Origin of the sequence: Sungkyunkwania multivorans, assembly GCF_042675645.1 — a bacterium.
Taxonomy (GTDB): Bacteria; Bacteroidota; Bacteroidia; order Flavobacteriales; family Flavobacteriaceae; genus Sungkyunkwania; species Sungkyunkwania multivorans.
On the sequence record NZ_JBHTJH010000002.1, the window covers coordinates 64192 to 83567 of the forward strand.

Sequence of the window (19376 nt, forward strand, 5' to 3'; positions counted from 1 at the left end):
GTGATGAGCGCCCGGAGTCAACGCTTATATTTCATAGATGCCATAAGAGCCTTTGCCATTATTATGATGTTGCAAGGCCATTTTGTGCATACGCTTCTGGACACTTCGCTAGTAAACACATCGGGGTTTTTTTACGGGCTATGGGAATATTTTAGGGGTATTACTGCTCCTACCTTCTTTACGATCACTGGTTTTGTTTTTACGTTTTTGCTTTTGAAGAAAAACGATGCCGTATCCTTGCAAAATCCTAGGGTGAAAAAAGGCCTGCGCAGAGGATTGAAGCTACTCTTTTGGGGATATGTTTTAAGATTCAATTTGAGCTTCTTTGTTGTTGGTTTTAAAGACTTTTTCTTTTTCATCGATGTCCTACACATCATTGGGCTTTCTTTGATATTGCTTATCGGTTTGTATCTGCTGCTGTATCGTTATTCGGCAAGACTTTTCCAATATACCTTATTAGGAATCGGGTTTGTAGTTTTCTTATTGGAGCGCTCTTATGCCAATGCACCTTTAGAACTCTTACCAGAATTTTTTGCCAATTATTTTACCAAAGCTCATGGATCCGTGTTCACGATATTTCCATGGTTTGGTTATGTGGCTCTTGGGTCCTTCCTTTCGATCATATTCTTAAGACAATATCAGAAAGAAGGCTTTTACCGACTGGCCATTTATAATTTGGCGATCGTGGGGCTTTTGCTGGTCCACTTTTCGTCATATTTTCTAATGGTCTTGTTTGAATTCACTGGGATTGAAATTTTCAAGGCCTCTGCGGGATACAACTACCTATTTTCTCGTTTTGGAGATGTACTCGTTCTTTTTAGCCTCTTCTTGGTCATCAGAAGATGGATGGCCAAAAGCATTTTCACCGACCTAGGTGGCCGCACACTATCTATCTACATCCTCCACTATATTCTTTTATATGGAAGCTGGCTGGGCATCGGTTTCTCAAGATACTGGCACCATAGCCTTTCACCATTACAGGTTATTCTTGGTGCGATCGCATTTATTATGATCATATGCACTACCGTGTTGCTTTATTACAGATTTGGTGACCAATGGATTGAAAGAGGTAAAGCCATCGCTATGCGAAAAATATCCATGTCAGGATCGTGGCTCGTTGCTGTAATTTCTAAATTACAACCCATTCAGGCCATCGTACTTCGATTTAGAAATCGATAGATCGGATTTTTCTTGTTACCTTTTTGAAAAATTCAATACTATGGAAACTCCAAAACGCGCTGGTGATGCACCCATCGCTCTCGATCTAAAAGCTGGGAAACGGTATTCTTGGTGTTCTTGTGGTCTCTCTAAAGAGCAACCACTCTGTGATGGATCCCACAAAGGAACCAACTTCACCCCTATCTTATACAAATGTCCAGAAGATGAGACCAAATGGTTCTGCACCTGCAAGGCCACCAATGGTCAACCCTTTTGTGATGGGACGCATAACAAATAATTGAAGGTTGTCAGTTCCTCGCCTGAATGACATAGTCGGTTAAGTATCGAACGATATGTTCGGGCGCTTCATCCCGAAACGGTGAGTGCAACAATACTTCTTCTGCAAGTTCAGAATAAGGGGTCTATTAGGTATTCGAAACCTGACAGTTCTTTTTACGAAAAGAAACCCCGACAATTTCTTGACAGGGTTTAAGTTATTTGGATTCCTGCATTGTGTCTTCGCTAAAGCTCTGGCGACACGCGGACGCAGGAATGACATTTAAAAGTTAAACGTGCAACGCACGATCTTCCGTAGCTGCCAAGGCTGCTTCTTTTACTGCTTCGGCATAGGTTGGATGCGAGTGACTCATTCTTGCAATATCTTCGGCAGAAGCACGGAATTCCATGGCAGTCACGGCTTCAGCGATCAGGTCGGCCACACGAGCACCGATCATATGTACGCCAAGCACCTCGTCTGTATCGGCATCTGCCAATATCTTTACAAATCCGTCAATGTCCATACTGGCACGAGCTCTACCCAAAGCGCGCATCGGGAATTGTCCAACTTTATATTTAACACCAGCTTCTTTCAATTCTTCCTCGGTCTTACCTACTGCAGCCACCTCTGGCCAAGTGTAGACTACTCCGGGAATCAGATTGTAATCGATATGTGGCTTTTGTCCGGCCAAGATCTCGGCGACCATCACCCCTTCCTCTTCTGCTTTATGCGCCAACATGGCTCCGCGTACCACATCACCGATAGCATAGATGTTCGAAACCGACGTCTGAAGGTGGTCATTGACTTCAACTTGTCCGCTATCATTCAGTTTTACACCCGCAGCCTCAACGTTGAGACCATCGGTATAAGGTCGTCTTCCTACCGAAACCAGACAATAGTCTCCTTTGAATTCTACTTCCTTACCTTTTTTATCGTCTGCTTTAATAACGATCTCATCTCCATTTCTTTCAACAGATTTTACCTTGTGTGAGGTGTAAAACTTCACCTTTTGCTTTTTCATCACCTTCTGAAGCTCTTTAGAAAGCGAGGCATCCATCGTTGGGATGATGCGATCCATATATTCTACCACCGAGACTTCGGCACCTAATCTCTTATAGACCTGCCCTAGTTCCAATCCGATCACACCTCCACCGATGATCACCATATGCTTTGGTATCTCCTTTAACTTTAAGGCTTCTGTAGATGTAATGATACGTTCTTTATCAATGGTTATAAATGGCAAGGTCGAAGGCTTTGAACCCGTTGCGATGATCGTATGCTTTGCCTCGATCTTCTCGGTCTTACCATCGTTCTTTTTAATGTTGATGTGTGTGGCATCAGCAAAACTTCCCAATCCTTCATAGACCTCTATACTATTCTTTTTCATTAAGAACTCGACACCCGCACAAGTTTGGTCAACAACCGCCTGTTTACGCGCGATCATTTTCTCTAGATTCACCTTCACCTCCCCTGGGATTTCAATTCCGTGTTCCTCAAAATGCTTCACGGCATCCTCATAATGATGAGAAGAGTCTAACAATGCTTTTGATGGGATGCAACCCACATTAAGACAAGTGCCTCCGAGGGTGGAATATTTTTCAATGATTGCAGTTTTCATTCCTAGTTGAGCGCAACGGATCGCCGCTACATACCCTCCAGGACCAGAGCCGATAATGGCCACATCATATGAATTCATAGTCTATTTTTAAATTCGATTTCAAATTTTCGAAATACAAAAGTACGAATTGCTATGAGAAGGTTAAAGGTTTAAAGTTTCAAGTTTTGATTAAGAGGGAAATCCCAGCATCCCTCCAATTCCCACAGTAAATAGCCAACTACCATAAATGGCATGCTCAATAGACACCAATAAGGTCGACCGGGTCTTTTGAAAGGTATAGGCGAATAGTAACCCGCCTATGAATGTGAGCGTGAGAACCAAAGGGCGATTCAATTCGAAAAATAAATGGGCAAGAGAAAATAGTGTGGCATTCACAAAGATAAGCTGCATGCTGCTGCTGAAGAATTTCTCATATCGCTGAAAGAAGAAGGTTCTATAGATAAGCTCTTGCGGGTATACCGAAAGAAAACTGTAGACAAACAAAATAATGATGTAAAGCAGTGGCTTATTCAACAGAACATTAAAAAGCAATTCCTTCTTAAAGAAATACATGGTCGCGGTTGTCACCAACGCAATGATCGACAGCTGGATAAGAGTCCTCTTCCAGAAAGACCACCAAGCGATACGTTCATTGACCTTAAAAGGCAATTTCTCTACTCGAAGAAGTATCCAAACCACGTAACTGAAACCAATGATCGTCAGCACAATTTTTATCCAGATGCTATAATCGAGGACATAGCTAACTGGCAATAGCACGAAGAGAAGCACCAATTCTATCATTTTGTATGGGTGCTTCATCTTTGTGCTATTTCATTTTGGTGTTAAAATCAGGTCCTATTTTCGTTTGGAGATCATTGCACCACCAATTATGGCGATCGCTCCCAGTACCACCATTACGATCGACTGAGTACTCACTTTATTATCACTTGCTGAAAGCTCGACCCCCAAAACCTCGGCCTGCGCGTCTGGGGTCACCATCTGATAAATACCATAACCGGCTAAGGCCAATCCGATGATGAGTAGAATAATTCCTGCTGTCTTGTTCATAATTTAATGGTTTATTGGTTAGAATAGGTATAAAGATAAGCGAGCAATTAAAAAAACAGTGCCTTAATAACTTAATTTGTAGTCCAAAACGATAAATCACAACTTTATGGCGGTGCTATGTTTGACCTCGTTGATCATAAAGGTGCTGTGTGTGCTTCCTATATGTTGCAGTACCGTGATCTTATTCACCATAAATTCGCGGTACGCATCCATGTCTTTGACCAATACCTTAAGAATATAATCGTAATCACCACTTACATGATAACACTCCAAGACTTCGGATAGTTTCACCACCTCTTTTTCAAACTTTGTCAGGTAATCTTTGGAGTGCTGTATCAATTTTATATGACAAAATACTACAAAGGCACGATGCACGGCATGTTTGTTCAATTGTGCCTTATAAGCAGAAATAATACTGGCGCGTTCAAGTTTCTTAATTCGCTCATAAACAGCTGTAACGGAAAGGTCAAGAAGAAGGGATAGCTCCTTATTCGTTCTTTTACAATCCTCTTGTAAAAAATTGAGCAGTTTTCTATCTATGGTATCCAATTGCATCATGAAAATTTTTCGTTGCGTTCATCAATACGACAGTAAATTATGAATAATAAACTTTAAAAGTACTTATTTTTAGTTTATAGTTCTATAATTGACTAATATCATTGACAATATTTCTTCAATATCGTTACTTTACTTGAATAGATTCAGTAAAACGCAAACATGATGAAAGCATTCAAGCCAGCAAATAAGATTCAAGACCTCCAATACTTTGGAGAGTTTGGGGGAGTCAATCCTTCTATTTCAGATTCCTCTACCTACACCTTCCTATCTGCCAAAACCATGTTTGATACCTTCGAGGGAAATGCCGATGGTTGCTACCTCTATTCCCGTCATAGCTCGCCGTCAAACCTGTATTTAGGCGAAGCATTGGCTGCTATGGAAGGCACCGAGACCGCCAATGTAACGGCCTCTGGGATGGGAGCCATCACAGCTGTACTGCTTCAGTTGTGCAAGGCTGGCGATCATGTGGTGAGTAGTCGAACCATTTACGGTGGAACCTACGCTTTCTTAAAGAATTTTGCACCAAGATTGGATATCAAGACGTCGTTTGTTGACATCACCGATCTAAAAAAGGTTGAAAAAGCGATCACCAAAAAAACAAAAGTACTTTATTGCGAATCTGTGAGCAATCCCTTATTGGAAGTTGCAGACATCAAGGCATTGGCCAAATTGGCCAAGAAGCACGATCTTCACCTGGTTGTAGACAATACCTTTTCGCCATTATCAATTTCACCAGCAAAGTTAGGTGCCGATGTGGTGATCCATAGCCTCACTAAATTTATCAATGGGAGTAGTGACACCGTTGGCGGCGTGGTCTGTGGAACACAAGAATTCATCAACACCTTGCGAAATGTGAACGATGGTGCTTGTATGCTCTTCGGCAGCACGATGGACAGCCTTCGAGCCGCTTCGATATTGAAAAATATGCGAACATTGCATATACGCATGAAGCAACACAGTCATAATGCGATGTTCTTGGCAGAGAAATTTGAAAAAGATGGCCTTAGAACCGTGTATCCGGGATTAAGATCGCATCCTAGCCATATGGTGTTTAAAAAAATGATGAATAAGGAGTATGGGTATGGCGGCATGTTGACCATCGATGTTGGCTCGTTAGAAAAGGCCAATGATCTCATGGAACATATGCAACATGCTAATCTTGGGTATCTTGCCGTAAGTCTCGGTTTCTACAAAACGCTGTTCAGCGCACCAGGCACTTCGACCTCTTCTGAAATTCCAGAAAAGGAGCAAGAAGCAATGGGCCTAAGCGACGGATTGATCCGATTTTCCATTGGCTTGGACAATGATATCGAACGTACCTATCGGATGATGAAAAAATGCATGATCCAGTTAGGAATTCTGAAGGATAAGGCCTAGTGGTTCTATTTGCATAGCTCTCTACAAAATCGTAACATTACGGTTCAAAAACTAACTAGCATTTCATGGAGAGCCAAGACATCAAACCAAGATCACCCCAAGATGAACATATCGTAGAAAATGTAGAATTGAATATTTGGGAGGCCTTGATTCCAGTTTTTGCCTTGGTAGCAATGCTTTTCTATAATGTGTTCTTCGTTTATGGCGATGATGCACTAAGCGGGAGTAATCAATTCATACTGCTCTTAGGGGCCGCGGTTGCCGCTATAGTTGGATTCTTCAATAAGGTCTCCTATAAGCAAATGTTGGAAGAAGTGGCTGAAAATGTAAAATCGACCACAGGAGCCTTGTTGATCTTACTGATGGTAGGGGCATTGGCCGGCACTTGGCTTATAAGCGGAATTATCCCGACGATGATCTACTATGGTCTTCAAATTTTAAACCCAACGATCTTTTTGGCGGCATGCGTGATCATCTGTGCTATTATCTCCGTGGCTACAGGAAGCAGTTGGACAACCTCGGCTACCGTCGGAATTGCACTTATCGGTATCGGGGAGACCCTTGGTATTTCATTGGGAATGACCGCGGGCGCCGTTTTATCGGGAGCCTATTTTGGAGATAAAATGTCACCGTTAAGCGATACGACAAATCTGGCTCCTGCCATGGCTGGTGGCGAACTCTTTTCCCACATTCGATATATGACTTTGACGACAGTCCCGACAATTACGGTGACCCTTATCGCTTTTATCATCATCGGTTTAAACATAGACACTACAGGTTCACCTGATATTTCAGATAAACTTTCGGCTATCGGCGGAGCTTTTAATATTAGCCCTTGGTTATTTATAGTTCCTGCAATAGTCATCTTATTGATAATAAAAAAGACTCCTCCGTTGATTGCGCTATTGGCAGGAACTCTTCTCGGTGCTGTTGCCGCGATAATTGCCCAACCAGAAATCGTCGCATCGGTGGCCGGGTCTGACAAATTGACTTTTGAAACGGCTTATAAAGGAGTAATGAACGCTATAACGGTGGATACTTCTGTTGAGACATCAAGCGAGGAACTCAACGATCTATTTTCGGCTGGCGGAATGAGCGGAATGCTCGGGACCATTTGGTTGATCGTATGCGCTATGGTGTTTGGAGGGGTGATGGATGCTATAGGTGCGCTTTCACGAATCAGCAAGGCCCTGTTAAGTCTTGCAACCTCGACCTTTGGTCTTTTTGCCAGTACGGTAGCAAGCTGCTTAGCTTTGAACGTCACGGCCTCTGATCAATATTTGGCCTTGGTAGTACCTGGAAAGATGTTTAGCAAAGCGTATAGAGATAGAGGTTTGGCGCCAGAGAACCTTAGCAGAACGCTCGAGGATTCTGGTACAGTTACCTCGGTCTTGATTCCTTGGAACACTTGCGGCGCCTATCAAAGTGGCGTTTTAGGTGTTCCGGTCGCCGATTATTTCTTTTACGCAATCTTCAACTGGCTAAGTCCATTCACGACTTTATTGTTTGCCGCTTTCAGTATCAAAATAAAACAATTGACCACCACTCAAAAAGCTGTTTAAGAATCCGGAAGAATACTATAATAAAGACCTCACAGATTTTTGAAACCTGTGAGGTCTTTACTAATTGGCATTGTTTATATCTCCATAAACAATTAAAATATCACCCCTCTTTTTCTTCGTTAATATACCGTAGTTTTGCATCCGTAAAATAGCATTCAATAATTTAAAAAATAGAAACATGACATTAGTAGGTAAGAAATTCCCCAGTTTAGACGTCAACGCGATGAACGAAATGGGAGACACTTTTAAGATCAACGTTTTAGAAGAGGCTGTGAATAACAATAAAAAAGTGCTGCTTTTCTGGTACCCAAAAGACTTCACTTTTGTTTGCCCAACAGAATTGCACGCTTTTCAAGCTGCCTTGGGCGAATTTGAAAATAGAAATACCGTAGTTATCGGTGCTTCTTGCGATACTGCCGAAGTACACTTTGCGTGGTTGAATACTGCTAAGGACAATGGCGGTATCGAAGGCGTTACCTATCCATTATTGGCGGATAGCAACCGTAATCTTTCAAGCATCTTGGGTATTTTGGACATCACCAATGAAGTGTATGACGAGGCTACGGATTCTGTGCAGGTCGAAGGTGATAACGTAACCTACAGAGCTACCTATTTGATCGATGAGGAAGGAACTGTTTTCCATGAAGGGATCAATCACATGCCAGTTGGTAGAAATGTAAACGAATATATTCGATTGATCGATGCCTACACACATGTTCAAGAAAAAGGTGAGGTATGCCCAGCAAACTGGGAAGAAGGAAAAGAAGCGATGAATGCCAACAGGGATGGTGTCGCTGCTTACTTAGCCTCTAATTAATAATAACACTGTCACTTCGAATGCGCCCTGTACCGTGATGTATCGAGAATAAGCAACTTCTCGATACCCGTCCGAACGGCACGGGCGGGCAATTTCGATAAATCGAAATCACTCGAAGTGACAACTCTAATTAAACGACTATGATTCAAGAACTTTCAGCAGATAATCTCAAGGAAATAGTTGCCAACAACGAAAAGGTCGTCGTTCAATATTCGGCCTCCTGGTGTGGTAATTGTCGCATTATGAAACCAAAGTTCAAAAAGCTTGCCACCGAACACGAGGATGCCACCTTTATCATCGTTGATGCTGAGAAATTCCCTGAGTCTAGAAAATTGGCAACAGTAGACAATCTACCAACATTTGCCACCTTTAATGATGGTGCATTTGTAAATCAAGTACAGACGAACAAGTTTGACGTTCTAAAGGAATTAGTAGATGAAGTTGCCAGTAATTAAACATCTCACCTCCTTCATTGAAGAAAACGATGAGGATTTTGTCATAGAGACGATCGAAACCTTGGAAGCCCTCACAGAAGTCCCTTCGCTCAAAGACGAAGAGCTCGATGTGATCGGAGAACTTATCAGCAATATGTATGGTGCGCTTGAAGTTCAGAAAATGATCAAGGATGGCACAGAAAAGAAAGAAGCGCTTAATGCCTTTATGCAACGCGTCCTTGGCGCGATCGATCAGTGACATCAGAACAAATATTAAATAGGGGATCCCTGCCTTATGGTTAGGGATCTTTTTTGTTTCATACCTGTGTCTCAAACTAAAAGAATATTCCTATTTTTATCGTCGAAGCAATAATCTTAAATAGAAAAAATGGCTACCGTAACGCTGAAAGGAAACACGTTGACCACTGTAGGAGAACTTCCTAAAGTTGGTTCTCAAGCACCCAATTTTAAATTGACACTAAATGATCTTTCTACGATTTCTTTGGGAGATTTTAAAGGATCAAAATTAGTGCTGAATATCTTTCCGAGTATCGATACCGGTACTTGTGCCGCCTCGGTACGGCAGTTCAATGAGGAGGCGAGCGAATTAGAGAACGCAAAAGTACTTTGCATCTCTAGAGATCTTCCTTTTGCCCAAGCGCGATTTTGTGCGGCCGAAGGTCTGGAGGATGTGATCAATCTTTCAGATTACAAGAATCACCAATTTGGCAAAGATTACGGTGTCGAATTCACTGATGGACCATTGGAAGGACTCTTATCGAGATCAGTGGTCGTATTGGACGAGTCAGGTGTTGTGCGCTATACAGAACAAGTGAGCGAAACCACAGATGAGCCCAATTACAAAGCTGCTTTAGAAGCATTGATGGATGATTAAATTTATTGTTGGGCGCATCAGAAGTATCGGCTACGCCTTTAAAGGTGTATGGCTTCTAATTACCACAGAGGCAAGCATTAAAGTTCAGTTTGTCATAGGTATCGTAATGACCATCGCAGGTTTCTACTTCCAGATATCTACTACAGAATGGTGTATTCAGATCGGTACGATCGCGCTCATCATGAGTGTTGAGGGTTTGAATACCGCCATCGAGGAAATGGCCGATTTTATTCATCCAGACCATCATCATCGAATCGGCTTTATCAAAGATATTGCCGCTGGAGCAGTCTTCATTACTGCCATTGCGGCTGTAGCGATCGGTCTTATCATATATTTACCCAAGATCTTGTAGAAAATAATAAGAATACAGAAACGTTAGTTATTTGTATTTTTGTTTTTGAACCTAACCCAACGCATGGCAAAAAAAAGAACGTCAACAAAGAAGCAACCAGCCACGAGCAAACCGAGGAAAAAACGCAGTTACAAGCTGTCCAGAAGAGCGAATATTATCCTAGGTTCGGCCTTGATGCTCATTTCGATATTGCTGATCACTTCTTTTATTTCTTTCTTGTTCAATTGGAGGGAAGATGCCAATGTAGCTGAAAATTTTTTAAACCGTACCGACGAAGCGAAGAACTGGGTGGCCATTTTGGGTGCCAGCATCAGTAATTTCTTTATCTTTAAATTTCTAGGAATCGCTTCCTTTATATTTCCCGTTCTCCTTTTTATCACTGGTTTATTCAAGTTTTTTGCCTTGGAAATGAAAAAACTTTGGAACATTTGGTTTTGGGGGTGTCTCAATGCTATATGGATATCGCTTTTCTTTGGTTTTTTCTTTAAACAAGCACCATTGCTGGGCGGAACTACGGGCTATGAGCTCAACGATTTTTTGCGCGACTATATCGGCAACATCGGAATTGCCCTATTGCTGGTGTTTGGACTTGTGTTCTATTTGGTGATGCGATTTAATGTGACGCCAGAACGATTGGGGATCTTCTTCAAAAAAAAGAAAGAGGAAATCGAACAAGATTTCGCGAATACCAATGAAAGTACTGCCACTGCCATTCTGAAAACTGACCAAGGTGATTTGGCAACCGCTGATAAGGCATCTTCTGAAAAAAAATCCAGTTTCGAAGTATCGGTCGAGAACCTTCAACCCACCATTACTAATTATTCGGGCATCGACACAGTGAATGACGCCGATGTATTCAACTCCTTTGAAATAAAGACCCCTACAAAAGAGGAGATCATCGAGGAGCCGACCCTTACCAGTACATCTTCAGAAAAGAAGGAAAAAGAAAAAGATGCAGTTGCCATAGAAGTAGAGAAGATCGTAGAAGAGAAAACAGTAAAAGGCAATCTCTCGGATAAGCTAGTAGAAGATTTTGGAGAATTCGACCCGACCTTAGAGCTTGGAAATTATACGTTTCCTACCCTAGAGCTGCTAAAAGACTATGAAGCTGGTTCGAGCATCACCATCAATCAAGAAGAACTAGAAGAAAATAAAAACCGAATTGTTGAGACTCTTGGCAACTATAAGATAGGCATCGCACAGATAAAGGCCACCATTGGGCCTACCGTAACTTTGTATGAGATCGTCCCCGAAGCCGGCATCCGTATTTCGAAGATCAAAAATCTCGAAGATGATATCGCCTTATCACTCTCTGCTTTGGGTATTAGGATCATTGCCCCCATTCCTGGCAAGGGTACCATTGGGATCGAAGTACCGAATAAGAAACCCGCGATCGTTTCCATGCGTTCCGTGATCGGGTCACAAAAATTTCAAAAGGCAGAAATGGAGCTTCCATTGGCACTTGGTAAAAACATAAGCAATGAAACTTTTGTGGTCGATCTGGCAAAGATGCCACACTTGCTAATGGCCGGTGCAACGGGACAAGGTAAATCGGTCGGACTAAATGCCATTCTCACCTCGCTCTTATATAAGAAGCATCCTGCTGAAGTGAAGTTTGTATTGGTGGACCCCAAGAAGGTAGAACTGACCCTCTTCAACAAAATTGAAAGGCATTATCTAGCGAAACTTCCCGATAGTGAGGAAGCGATCATCACCGATAACAACAAGGTCATCAACACGCTAAATTCTTTGTGTATCGAAATGGACAATCGTTACGAGCTGCTCAAAAATGCCATGTGCCGTAACATTAAAGAATATAACAAGAAGTTCAAAGCAAGAAAGCTGAATCCAAACGACGGACACAAATTCTTGCCCTATATCGTTTTGGTGGTTGATGAGTTTGCCGACCTTATCATGACGGCTGGTAAGGAGGTAGAAACACCCATCGCACGATTGGCGCAGCTGGCAAGAGCGATCGGTATTCATCTGATCATCGCAACTCAACGCCCATCGGTCAATGTGATCACCGGGATCATCAAGGCCAACTTCCCTGCAAGAGTCGCGTTTAGAGTAACCTCAAAGATCGACTCTCGTACCATTTTGGATGGGCCTGGAGCTGACCAGCTTATAGGCCGAGGCGATATGCTATATACCCAAGGAAATGATCTTATTCGCTTGCAATGTGCCTTTGTTGATACCCCCGAAGTTGAGAAGATCACAGAATTTATCGGCTCGCAACGAGCCTATCCAGATGCCCATCTTTTACCAGAGTACGTAGGTGAAGATTCTGGCACGAGTCTTGATATAGACATCAATGATCGAGATGCCCTCTTTAAAGAAGCGGCAGAAGTGATCGTCATAGCGCAGCAGGGCTCGGCCTCTTTGTTACAGCGGAAGTTGAAATTGGGCTACAATAGAGCGGGAAGGATCATCGATCAATTAGAGGCTGCTGGCGTTGTTGGTCCCTTTGAGGGAAGCAAAGCAAGACAGGTTCTAGTGCCAGATGTAATGGCGTTAGAGCAATTATTACAGAACGAATAATAACACTTATAAAATAGACCCCATGAAGAAGATTCTTCTTTTGATCGCAGTAGGAATGATGAGCAGCCTTAGCTTTGGACAGAATGCCCAGAAAGCTAAACAATTGTTGGATGAAGTATCCGCAAAGATCGCGAGCTATGACAATATGATCATCGATTTTAAGCATGTGCTGAATAATACTGAAGCCGATGTTAGGCAGGAGACCCGAGGCGATGTTACCCTGCAAGGAGAAAAGTACTTGCTGAATACTATGGGCATCACCCAGATCTTTGATGGAAAAAAGACCTATACCATTGTTCCAGAGAACGAAGAGGTGAATATCACCGATGCAGATGACGAAGATACTGCGACGATCACCCCGTCAAAAATGCTTTCTTTTTATAAAGATGGCTACAGCTATGCATGGGATATTCTTCAGAATGTAAAAGGAAGGAAGATCCAATATGTAAAATTGACTCCAATAGACGTAAATTCAGAGGTAAAAAGTGTGCTATTGGGCATTGATGTGACGACCAAGCATATTTATAATCTGATCGAGACAGGTAAAAATGGGACCATGACCACTTTGACTGTTAATTCTTTTAAAACCAATCAGCCTTTATCAAAAACCTTGTTTACCTTTGATGCTTCTAAATACGATGGATATTACATCAACAATTAAGTAGGCGTTGAAAATATTAGACCGGTACATCTTTACCACCTATATAAAGACATTTCTCAGTGTTTTTCTAATACTGATATTCATTTTCATTCTTCAAACTGTCTGGTTGTTTATCAAAGACCTTGCAGGAAAAGGACTAGATTTCATTACCATCATCAAATTTCTTTGGTACTATATCCCAAAGTTGATTCCTTTGGTGCTTCCACTGACCATCTTGCTGTCTTCGATCATGACCTTTGGTAACTTTGCCGAAAATTATGAGTTTGCCGCGATGAAGTCCACAGGAATCTCATTACAGCGAGCGATGGGAAGTCTTATCATATTTATTGCAGCGATGGGAATTAGTTCATTTTTCTTTGCAAACAACGTGATACCCGCTTCCGAGCTGAAGGTCTTTAACATGAGGCGAAATCTCGCGAAGATGAAACCTGCGTTGGCCATCGAAGAAGGTCAATTCAATGATATCATCAATATCAATATCAAAGTTGGGGAAAAATATGGTGAAAATGACCAATTTCTAAAGGATGTCATCATTCATCAAAAATCGCCAGACCGAAAAAATCACGTGGTCATCAAAGCGACAAAAGGCGAGCTTAGAAACGATGAGGAAAACGATATGCTCCAACTTATTCTTACCGATGGGAATCGTTATGAGGATATCCAAAGAAAGACCCCCAAGGAACAAAAGCGAAATCCGCACGCCAAGGCATATTTTGAGAAGTATACCATGAATATTGACCTGTCTAGTATCAATGATGTGGATATTGAGGCAGAAGGGAAGCTAAAGACCTATAGGATGCAAAAGGTGAATGAGCTTACCATTAGCATCGACACGCTTACTAAAAAACAAAAAAAGAACGTAAACCTCTTTGGGGAAAATATCTATCGACGTACGGGTATTCTTGCCTTGGGTGATCGCATGAACATGAATGATTCGGTCGCTACACCCATAACGGTCAATGAACCAAAGTCGCTTTATACCATCGATACGATCCTATCCAGCATGGACGATTGGCGAAAGGTCCAAGTTCTAGAACAGGCGATCAACTCTGTTAAGAATCAGCAAGCCTCACTCAATGGGAAGGTACGTGTATTTTACAAAGAGCAAAAGCTGATCAATTTACATAAGATAGAATTTCACAAAAAGATCGCTTTGGGCTTCGCGTGTATCATTCTCTTTTTTGTAGGTGCTCCATTGGGAGCGATCATAAGAAAAGGTGGTATGGGACTTCCTATGGTATTTGCCATCGTTATCTTTTTGGCCTATCACTTTATCGGAATCTTTGGAGAAAACAGTGCCGAGGATGGCACATTGAATCCAGCTTTAGGCGGATGGCTATCCACCTTGATCATGTTTCCGTTGAGTGTGTATCTAACAAGGCGAGCCACTACCGATCAAGGATTGATCAATCTGGACCCGATCACCGAACCTGTAAAGAAATTCTTCAATACAATTGCAGGCACCAAAGAAAGTATGATCGAGGAATTGGTCGAAGACACCTTTGACCTGAGTGCTGTTGATACGAATACAAAGGATTATAGACAATTAAGGAGTTACAGGGAGAATAAACTAAAGGACATTGTTCAGAACTATAAAAAATATGGTTATGACGATACCTTTAGATTATCGGCTATACACGCGTTGAACGAACAAGGCGTCACTTTAAGACAGTTGAAACTTACGGGTAAATTGTCCAATAAGACCTTCGACGATGCCGAAAGTCAGTTTAGAAATTACAAAAAAAATTCGACGATTGCGTCGATCCTTTGGGTCGCCATGCTGGTATTCAATATTACCGTTCCACTTCTTAAAGGAGAAAGCAATATAGTTAATCTTACGCTCACGATTCTTGGAGTGGTTTCAGCGATAGGATTTTTTATATATCTCATAGTTTCATATATCAATTATGCCAACTTCTTCGATAACTTCGGAAAGGAAAAACCCGTATCGGGAATTCTATTTTGGCTATTAGGTGCACTTTTTCTGTTTGTAGCATTTTACTATAGAGATAAAATGAAAGAGTCATTTAAGGTTGTGTCCACCTCCTCTGAAGAAAAGAGTGAGAAAGAAATAGGTCGACATACCGCTCTTCAATTGAAGAAGCTTCTTATCAACCATACTATTTTATATCTGGTGGCGGCCTTGGCCACCTTCACCTTGCTTGCTGCGCCAAGTCTCAGGACCATTGGTTTTGGAGTATTCTTAAACCTTGGTCTCTATGCATTCTTTGGTTATTTTCTACTGACAGGATATCTTATTTACAAATTATGGAAGGCAAACAATCCGTTTGAAGATCAGCCGATAACGATTCCTTTGTTCATTTCAATTAGTATCCTATGCTTTCCGCTAGGTTTTGTATCTTGGATTTTATTCAAAAAACTTCAGAAGCAATAATAATCTTGTGTAATGTGTACCTTTGCAACAAATCTTAAAAGACCATGGCAGTAACTGTTGACAATATGATCCAATTGAATACCATTCAGGAAGCCATTGAGGACATTAGGCAAGGAAAGGTGATTATCGTAGTCGATGACGAAGACCGAGAAAATGAAGGAGATTTTGTGGCGGCTGCCGATAAGGTGACACCAGAGATGATCAACTTTATGGCCACCCATGGGAGAGGGCTCATCTGTGCTCCACTTACCGAGAATCGTTGCAAAGAGTTGGACTTGAAACCCATGGTGGGAAACAACACCGATCCGATGGAAACTGCCTTTACTGTTTCGGTCGATCTCCGCGGCAACGGAGTTACCACAGGTATCTCTGCCTCGGATAGAGCAAAAACCATTAAAGCGTTATTAAAAGAAGACACCAAACCTTTTGAGCTTGCCCGCCCAGGACATATATTTCCACTAGTTGCCAAAGAAGGTGGGGTGTTGCGCAGAACAGGACATACAGAAGCAGCGATCGATTTTGCCCGACTTGCAGGTTTGAAACCTGCTGGCGTCATCGTAGAGATCATGAATGAAGATGGCACCATGGCGCGTTTACCGCAATTGGTGGAAGTCGCAAAGAAATTCGATCTTAAGCTAGTATCGATCGAAGACTTGGTCGCCTATAGAATGCAGCATGATAGCCTGATCGAAAAGAAAGAAGACTTTGACATTCAGACGCGCTTCGGAACATTCAGATTACGTGCTTACCAACAAACGACGAACGATCAAGTGCACATCGCGCTTACCAAAGGAAGTTGGAACGACAATGAGCCGGTATTGACTCGTGTCAACTCTACTTTGGTGAATAATGACATTCTAGGCACCTTGACCAATAATGCCGACAAGAAGCTCGACGACATGTTCAAGTTGATCAACGAAGAAGGTAAAGGAGCTATCGTATTTATCAACCAGGAGAGTCAGTCATTAAATCTTCTCAATCGTCTTTCCGAATTGAAGGAGTTGCAAGCTCGCGGTGAAATGAAAGCGCCAAGAATAAAGATGGACACCAAAGATTTTGGTATTGGTGCCCAGATCTTACACGATCTTAACGTCCACAAGCTACGACTTGTCTCTAATGCCTTACAGACGAAACGTGTGGGAATGATCGGCTACGGATTGGAAATCGTTGAGTATGTCGAATACTAGGTTCTAGAAACGATTATCGCCATCTAAGAGATCGCCAATACCCCCAAGGATACTACCCTCTCCTCTATCTTTGCCGCCTCCTTTTGGTGCCATTGCGAGTACTCTACCCGCCAATCGGCTAAAGGGAAGTGATTGTACATAGACCACTCCCTGTCCTCTTAAAGTCGCAAAGAACAACCCTTCACCGCCAAAAATGGTATTCTTTATGCCGCCCACGAATTCTACGTCATAATTTACGTCTTGGGTGAAACCAACGACACAGCCTGTATCTATTTTTAATACTTCGCCGGCCGCCAGCTCCTTTCTTGCTAGCGTTCCCCCAGCATGCACGAAGGCCATTCCGTCACCTTCGAGCTTTTGCATGATAAAACCTTCGCCTCCAAAGAGTCCGCGACCGAGCTTTCGGGAAAACTCGATTCCTACGGCTACGCCTTTGGCCGCGCATAGAAAGGCATCTTTCTGACAGATGAACTTTCCGCCATAAGTGGTAAGGTCGATAGGAACGATCTTCCCAGGATACGGGGAAGCGAAACTCACTTTCTTCTTGCCGCCCTCGGCATTCAAAAAAGCGGTCATAAAGAGGCTTTCACCAGTCAACATACGCTTTCCAGCAGAGAATAACTTGCCCATGACTCCCTTATTCTGATTGGAGCCATCGCCAAAGATGGTTTCCATTTTTATGCCATTGTCCATCATCATAAAGGTTCCTGCCTCGGCCACAACAGCCTCTTGCGGATCCAATTCGATCTCTACATATTGCATTTCTTCACCGTAGATGTGATAGTCGATTTCGTGTGCATTCATTTGATTGATGTTTATTTGATTATATGATCATTTCGTTGATTTTTTTTCTTCCGCTCTTTTCTGTGCCAATTGACCACACCCTGCTCCCAAGGCAATCCCCGAGGAAATTCCGATGACCAGGTTATCGAAGATCACTCCAAAAGCGGCGCCCAGTAAAATGCCAAGACCAATACCTATATACACATAATTTTCTTTTTTCATCTATTGATGTTTAAATACAACTATATGTTCAAAGGAAACAAGATTTGTTACGATCGCTAACTATTTTGTATCCATTAAGGAGATATGAAAAGATTTGATAAAAATGGCAAAATAAAATTTAAAGCATCCCATTCAACTTTCAACGCCCAACTTTCTAGCAGTTCTCAATACCCGTCCGAACGGAACGGGCGGGCAATTCCTCGCTTCACTCGCAATCACTCGAACCTGCTTGCGGTAGGCAGGCTGACAACCGAGAATCTTTAACCTTTGGCCGTTAACTTTTAACTCGTACGGTCCATTCGAAGTTAAAGGTAGAGACCACCACCCCCTCAGTATTCACCCCAACCGATTGCATCCAAATGGTCTGCCCCTCGCCTGTTTCGATGGTTCTCTTCAAAGCGGCCTCAATTTTATCTCCGTCATTGCATGTGAAGGTGATTCTACCTGTAGCCTTCTTTGAAAAATTGGCACTGTTGTTGGCCACTAACATCGAAATCTTCTTTCCAGTTTCTCTTATTTGTGCAGTGACCATGGCACCAGTGGTGAGCTCGGCAGCCATTCCCTGCACTGCCCAAAACATGGAATTAAAAGGATTTTGATTGATCCAACGATGTTTTACCGTTGCAACACAGGTTTTCTCATTGATGCTTTTCACACGTATTCCTGTTAGCCAAGCCGATGGTAGCCTCAGCATTAGGAACATATTGAGTTTTCTAGGGGTCACCTTCATTTGCTCACATTTATTTTCGTCTAAATTATGGAAAAAAACCTAGCTCCTGAACTTTTAGCATTTCTTAAATTTTTGTTAATTTTTAGTACTATGTTTTGCATAATACCTTCTTTTAGATATATATTTGCATAGGATAGAATTATATAGTTTTAGATTTCGACTATCCCAACAAGCTATCATCGATCAAAAAACAAGTACTAACGAATGGACTCATCAATCAATCAACATCAAAAAAATCTTGCAACCGTGGTACACGTCTCCACCTTTAGCAAATACTTTATTCCTTTTGGGAATTTTATCATTCCCCTCATTCTGTGGACCACCAATCGCGACAAGTCAGAATACGTGGATTATCACGGGAAACAGGCCATCAACTTTCAAGTAAGCATCCTATTATATAGTGTGGCCTTGGGCTTTATTGCAATTCCGCTGTTCTTGATCTTTGCATGGGATTTTGTAGGTTTTGTAGACATCATGGATCATAATCGTCATCACGTAGACTTTGATTTTCATCATTTTAATGGATATGGTGGTTCCTTTATATTCCTAGGAATTTTTGCCATGATCAGTCTAGCGCTTTTGGCTTTGGACATTTTTTGCACCATCAGTGCCGCGATAAAGGCGAACAATGGGGAATACTATAAATATCCGTTCACTATTAACTTTTTAAAATAGCATCAACAAAAAACGAATACATTCATCAATCAATCAAGTCGAACCTAGGCTCGGCACCATCATCAAAAAACGAACAGTTTAACTTTT

21 protein-coding genes are annotated in these 19376 nt (G+C 42.1%); 14 read left to right on the top strand and 7 right to left on the bottom strand.

Going from position 1 to position 19376, the window contains the following annotated elements:
* The first annotated feature begins 3 nt into the window (after nucleotides 1–3).
* Together ACFQ1M_RS01625 and ACFQ1M_RS01630 are read left to right on the top strand one after the other, a co-directional pair.
* The gene (locus ACFQ1M_RS01625; RefSeq protein WP_386402875.1) at nucleotides 4–1179 is read left to right on the top strand and encodes a heparan-alpha-glucosaminide N-acetyltransferase domain-containing protein; all 1176 of its coding nucleotides are present in this window, start codon (nucleotides 4–6) and stop codon (nucleotides 1177–1179) included.
* Between the two features lie 40 nt (nucleotides 1180–1219).
* On the top strand, nucleotides 1220–1456 hold the full coding sequence (locus ACFQ1M_RS01630) for a CDGSH iron-sulfur domain-containing protein (protein ID WP_386402878.1): 237 nt from the start codon (nucleotides 1220–1222) through the stop codon (nucleotides 1454–1456).
* 268 nt (nucleotides 1457–1724) lie between these two features.
* Here ACFQ1M_RS01630 and lpdA read toward each other — a convergent pair whose 3' ends face one another.
* The 4 genes from lpdA to ACFQ1M_RS01650 all read right to left on the bottom strand — a co-directional run bounded on the left by lpdA (nucleotide 1725) and on the right by ACFQ1M_RS01650 (nucleotide 4655).
* Complete coding sequence (lpdA, locus tag ACFQ1M_RS01635; RefSeq protein ID WP_386402881.1) at nucleotides 1725–3131, bottom strand: dihydrolipoyl dehydrogenase; 1407 nt, start codon at nucleotides 3129–3131, stop codon at nucleotides 1725–1727.
* Nucleotides 3132–3221: 90 nt separating this feature from the next.
* On the bottom strand, nucleotides 3222–3851 hold the full coding sequence (locus tag ACFQ1M_RS01640; RefSeq protein ID WP_386402884.1) for a CPBP family intramembrane glutamic endopeptidase: 630 nt from the start codon (nucleotides 3849–3851) through the stop codon (nucleotides 3222–3224).
* Between the two features lie 36 nt (nucleotides 3852–3887).
* On the bottom strand, nucleotides 3888–4100 hold the full coding sequence (locus ACFQ1M_RS01645; protein ID WP_386402887.1) for a hypothetical protein: 213 nt from the start codon (nucleotides 4098–4100) through the stop codon (nucleotides 3888–3890).
* A gap of 96 nt (nucleotides 4101–4196) precedes the next feature.
* The gene (locus ACFQ1M_RS01650) at nucleotides 4197–4655 is read right to left on the bottom strand and encodes an Lrp/AsnC family transcriptional regulator (protein ID WP_386403053.1); all 459 of its coding nucleotides are present in this window, start codon (nucleotides 4653–4655) and stop codon (nucleotides 4197–4199) included.
* A gap of 165 nt (nucleotides 4656–4820) precedes the next feature.
* Between ACFQ1M_RS01650 and ACFQ1M_RS01655 the strand changes: the two genes are divergently transcribed.
* The 11 genes from ACFQ1M_RS01655 to ribB all read left to right on the top strand — a co-directional run bounded on the left by ACFQ1M_RS01655 (nucleotide 4821) and on the right by ribB (nucleotide 16879).
* Entirely contained in the window at nucleotides 4821–6035 is a 1215-nt protein-coding gene (locus ACFQ1M_RS01655; RefSeq protein ID WP_386403056.1) for an aminotransferase class I/II-fold pyridoxal phosphate-dependent enzyme, read from the top strand.
* A gap of 65 nt (nucleotides 6036–6100) precedes the next feature.
* A complete protein-coding gene (nhaC, locus tag ACFQ1M_RS01660; RefSeq protein ID WP_386402890.1) occupies nucleotides 6101–7597 on the top strand; it encodes a Na+/H+ antiporter NhaC in 1497 nt (498 codons plus the stop codon).
* Nucleotides 7598–7775: 178 nt separating this feature from the next.
* Nucleotides 7776–8414 (top strand): peroxiredoxin, encoded by a 639-nt coding sequence (locus tag ACFQ1M_RS01665; RefSeq protein WP_386402892.1) that lies wholly within the window; start codon nucleotides 7776–7778, stop codon nucleotides 8412–8414.
* Nucleotides 8415–8554: 140 nt separating this feature from the next.
* Entirely contained in the window at nucleotides 8555–8869 is a 315-nt protein-coding gene (locus tag ACFQ1M_RS01670) for a thioredoxin family protein (RefSeq protein WP_386402895.1), read from the top strand.
* A complete protein-coding gene (locus tag ACFQ1M_RS01675) occupies nucleotides 8850–9107 on the top strand; it encodes a DUF6952 family protein (RefSeq protein WP_386402898.1) in 258 nt (85 codons plus the stop codon). Before ACFQ1M_RS01670 ends, ACFQ1M_RS01675 begins: the two co-directional genes overlap by 20 nt.
* Nucleotides 9108–9236: 129 nt before the next feature.
* Entirely contained in the window at nucleotides 9237–9743 is a 507-nt protein-coding gene (gene tpx, locus ACFQ1M_RS01680) for a thiol peroxidase (protein ID WP_386402901.1), read from the top strand.
* Complete coding sequence (locus tag ACFQ1M_RS01685; protein WP_386402904.1) at nucleotides 9736–10095, top strand: diacylglycerol kinase; 360 nt, start codon at nucleotides 9736–9738, stop codon at nucleotides 10093–10095. The genes tpx and ACFQ1M_RS01685 overlap by 8 nt, the downstream gene beginning before the upstream one ends.
* A gap of 63 nt (nucleotides 10096–10158) precedes the next feature.
* Nucleotides 10159–12636 carry a DNA translocase FtsK gene (locus ACFQ1M_RS01690; RefSeq protein WP_386402907.1) on the top strand — a complete coding sequence of 826 codons (2478 nt, stop codon included), beginning with the start codon at nucleotides 10159–10161 and terminating at the stop codon, nucleotides 12634–12636.
* Between the two features lie 22 nt (nucleotides 12637–12658).
* Nucleotides 12659–13297: a LolA family protein gene (locus ACFQ1M_RS01695; protein WP_386402910.1), complete on the top strand. Its 639-nt coding sequence runs from the start codon at nucleotides 12659–12661 to the stop codon at nucleotides 13295–13297.
* Between the two features lie 7 nt (nucleotides 13298–13304).
* Nucleotides 13305–15692, top strand: coding sequence for an LptF/LptG family permease (locus ACFQ1M_RS01700; RefSeq protein WP_386402913.1), 2388 nt, complete (start codon nucleotides 13305–13307; stop codon nucleotides 15690–15692).
* 44 nt (nucleotides 15693–15736) lie between these two features.
* On the top strand, nucleotides 15737–16879 hold the full coding sequence (gene ribB / locus ACFQ1M_RS01705; protein WP_386402916.1) for a 3,4-dihydroxy-2-butanone-4-phosphate synthase: 1143 nt from the start codon (nucleotides 15737–15739) through the stop codon (nucleotides 16877–16879).
* 3 nt (nucleotides 16880–16882) lie between these two features.
* Here ribB and ACFQ1M_RS01710 read toward each other — a convergent pair whose 3' ends face one another.
* The 3 genes from ACFQ1M_RS01710 to ACFQ1M_RS01720 all read right to left on the bottom strand — a co-directional run bounded on the left by ACFQ1M_RS01710 (nucleotide 16883) and on the right by ACFQ1M_RS01720 (nucleotide 18614).
* Nucleotides 16883–17683, bottom strand: a complete 801-nt coding sequence (locus ACFQ1M_RS01710) for a TIGR00266 family protein (RefSeq protein WP_386402919.1) — start codon at nucleotides 17681–17683, stop codon at nucleotides 16883–16885.
* A 27-nt stretch (nucleotides 17684–17710) separates the two neighbouring features.
* Nucleotides 17711–17884 carry a hypothetical protein gene (locus tag ACFQ1M_RS01715; RefSeq protein WP_386402921.1) on the bottom strand — a complete coding sequence of 58 codons (174 nt, stop codon included), beginning with the start codon at nucleotides 17882–17884 and terminating at the stop codon, nucleotides 17711–17713.
* Between the two features lie 274 nt (nucleotides 17885–18158).
* The gene (locus ACFQ1M_RS01720) at nucleotides 18159–18614 is read right to left on the bottom strand and encodes a DUF4442 domain-containing protein (protein ID WP_386402924.1); all 456 of its coding nucleotides are present in this window, start codon (nucleotides 18612–18614) and stop codon (nucleotides 18159–18161) included.
* Between the two features lie 204 nt (nucleotides 18615–18818).
* On the opposite strand from ACFQ1M_RS01720, the gene ACFQ1M_RS01725 reads away from it, so the two are divergent.
* The gene (locus ACFQ1M_RS01725; protein ID WP_386402927.1) at nucleotides 18819–19289 is read left to right on the top strand and encodes a DUF4870 domain-containing protein; all 471 of its coding nucleotides are present in this window, start codon (nucleotides 18819–18821) and stop codon (nucleotides 19287–19289) included.
* Nucleotides 19290–19376: the final 87 nt, after the last annotated feature.

Coding starts and splice junctions, on each gene's coding strand:
- ACFQ1M_RS01625 (WP_386402875.1), top strand. CDS start 4: ATGAGCGCCCGGAGTCAACGCTTATATTTCATAGATGCCATAAGAGCC.
- ACFQ1M_RS01630 (WP_386402878.1), top strand. CDS start 1,220: ATGGAAACTCCAAAACGCGCTGGTGATGCACCCATCGCTCTCGATCTA.
- lpdA (WP_386402881.1), bottom strand. CDS start 3,131: ATGAATTCATATGATGTGGCCATTATCGGCTCTGGTCCTGGAGGGTAT.
- ACFQ1M_RS01640 (WP_386402884.1), bottom strand. CDS start 3,851: ATGAAGCACCCATACAAAATGATAGAATTGGTGCTTCTCTTCGTGCTA.
- ACFQ1M_RS01645 (WP_386402887.1), bottom strand. CDS start 4,100: ATGAACAAGACAGCAGGAATTATTCTACTCATCATCGGATTGGCCTTA.
- ACFQ1M_RS01650 (WP_386403053.1), bottom strand. CDS start 4,655: ATGCAATTGGATACCATAGATAGAAAACTGCTCAATTTTTTACAAGAG.
- ACFQ1M_RS01655 (WP_386403056.1), top strand. CDS start 4,821: ATGAAAGCATTCAAGCCAGCAAATAAGATTCAAGACCTCCAATACTTT.
- nhaC (WP_386402890.1), top strand. CDS start 6,101: ATGGAGAGCCAAGACATCAAACCAAGATCACCCCAAGATGAACATATC.
- ACFQ1M_RS01665 (WP_386402892.1), top strand. CDS start 7,776: ATGACATTAGTAGGTAAGAAATTCCCCAGTTTAGACGTCAACGCGATG.
- ACFQ1M_RS01670 (WP_386402895.1), top strand. CDS start 8,555: ATGATTCAAGAACTTTCAGCAGATAATCTCAAGGAAATAGTTGCCAAC.
- ACFQ1M_RS01675 (WP_386402898.1), top strand. CDS start 8,850: ATGAAGTTGCCAGTAATTAAACATCTCACCTCCTTCATTGAAGAAAAC.
- tpx (WP_386402901.1), top strand. CDS start 9,237: ATGGCTACCGTAACGCTGAAAGGAAACACGTTGACCACTGTAGGAGAA.
- ACFQ1M_RS01685 (WP_386402904.1), top strand. CDS start 9,736: ATGATTAAATTTATTGTTGGGCGCATCAGAAGTATCGGCTACGCCTTT.
- ACFQ1M_RS01690 (WP_386402907.1), top strand. CDS start 10,159: ATGGCAAAAAAAAGAACGTCAACAAAGAAGCAACCAGCCACGAGCAAA.
- ACFQ1M_RS01695 (WP_386402910.1), top strand. CDS start 12,659: ATGAAGAAGATTCTTCTTTTGATCGCAGTAGGAATGATGAGCAGCCTT.
- ribB (WP_386402916.1), top strand. CDS start 15,737: ATGGCAGTAACTGTTGACAATATGATCCAATTGAATACCATTCAGGAA.
- ACFQ1M_RS01710 (WP_386402919.1), bottom strand. CDS start 17,683: ATGAATGCACACGAAATCGACTATCACATCTACGGTGAAGAAATGCAA.
- ACFQ1M_RS01715 (WP_386402921.1), bottom strand. CDS start 17,884: ATGAAAAAAGAAAATTATGTGTATATAGGTATTGGTCTTGGCATTTTA.
- ACFQ1M_RS01720 (WP_386402924.1), bottom strand. CDS start 18,614: ATGAAGGTGACCCCTAGAAAACTCAATATGTTCCTAATGCTGAGGCTA.
- ACFQ1M_RS01725 (WP_386402927.1), top strand. CDS start 18,819: ATGGACTCATCAATCAATCAACATCAAAAAAATCTTGCAACCGTGGTA.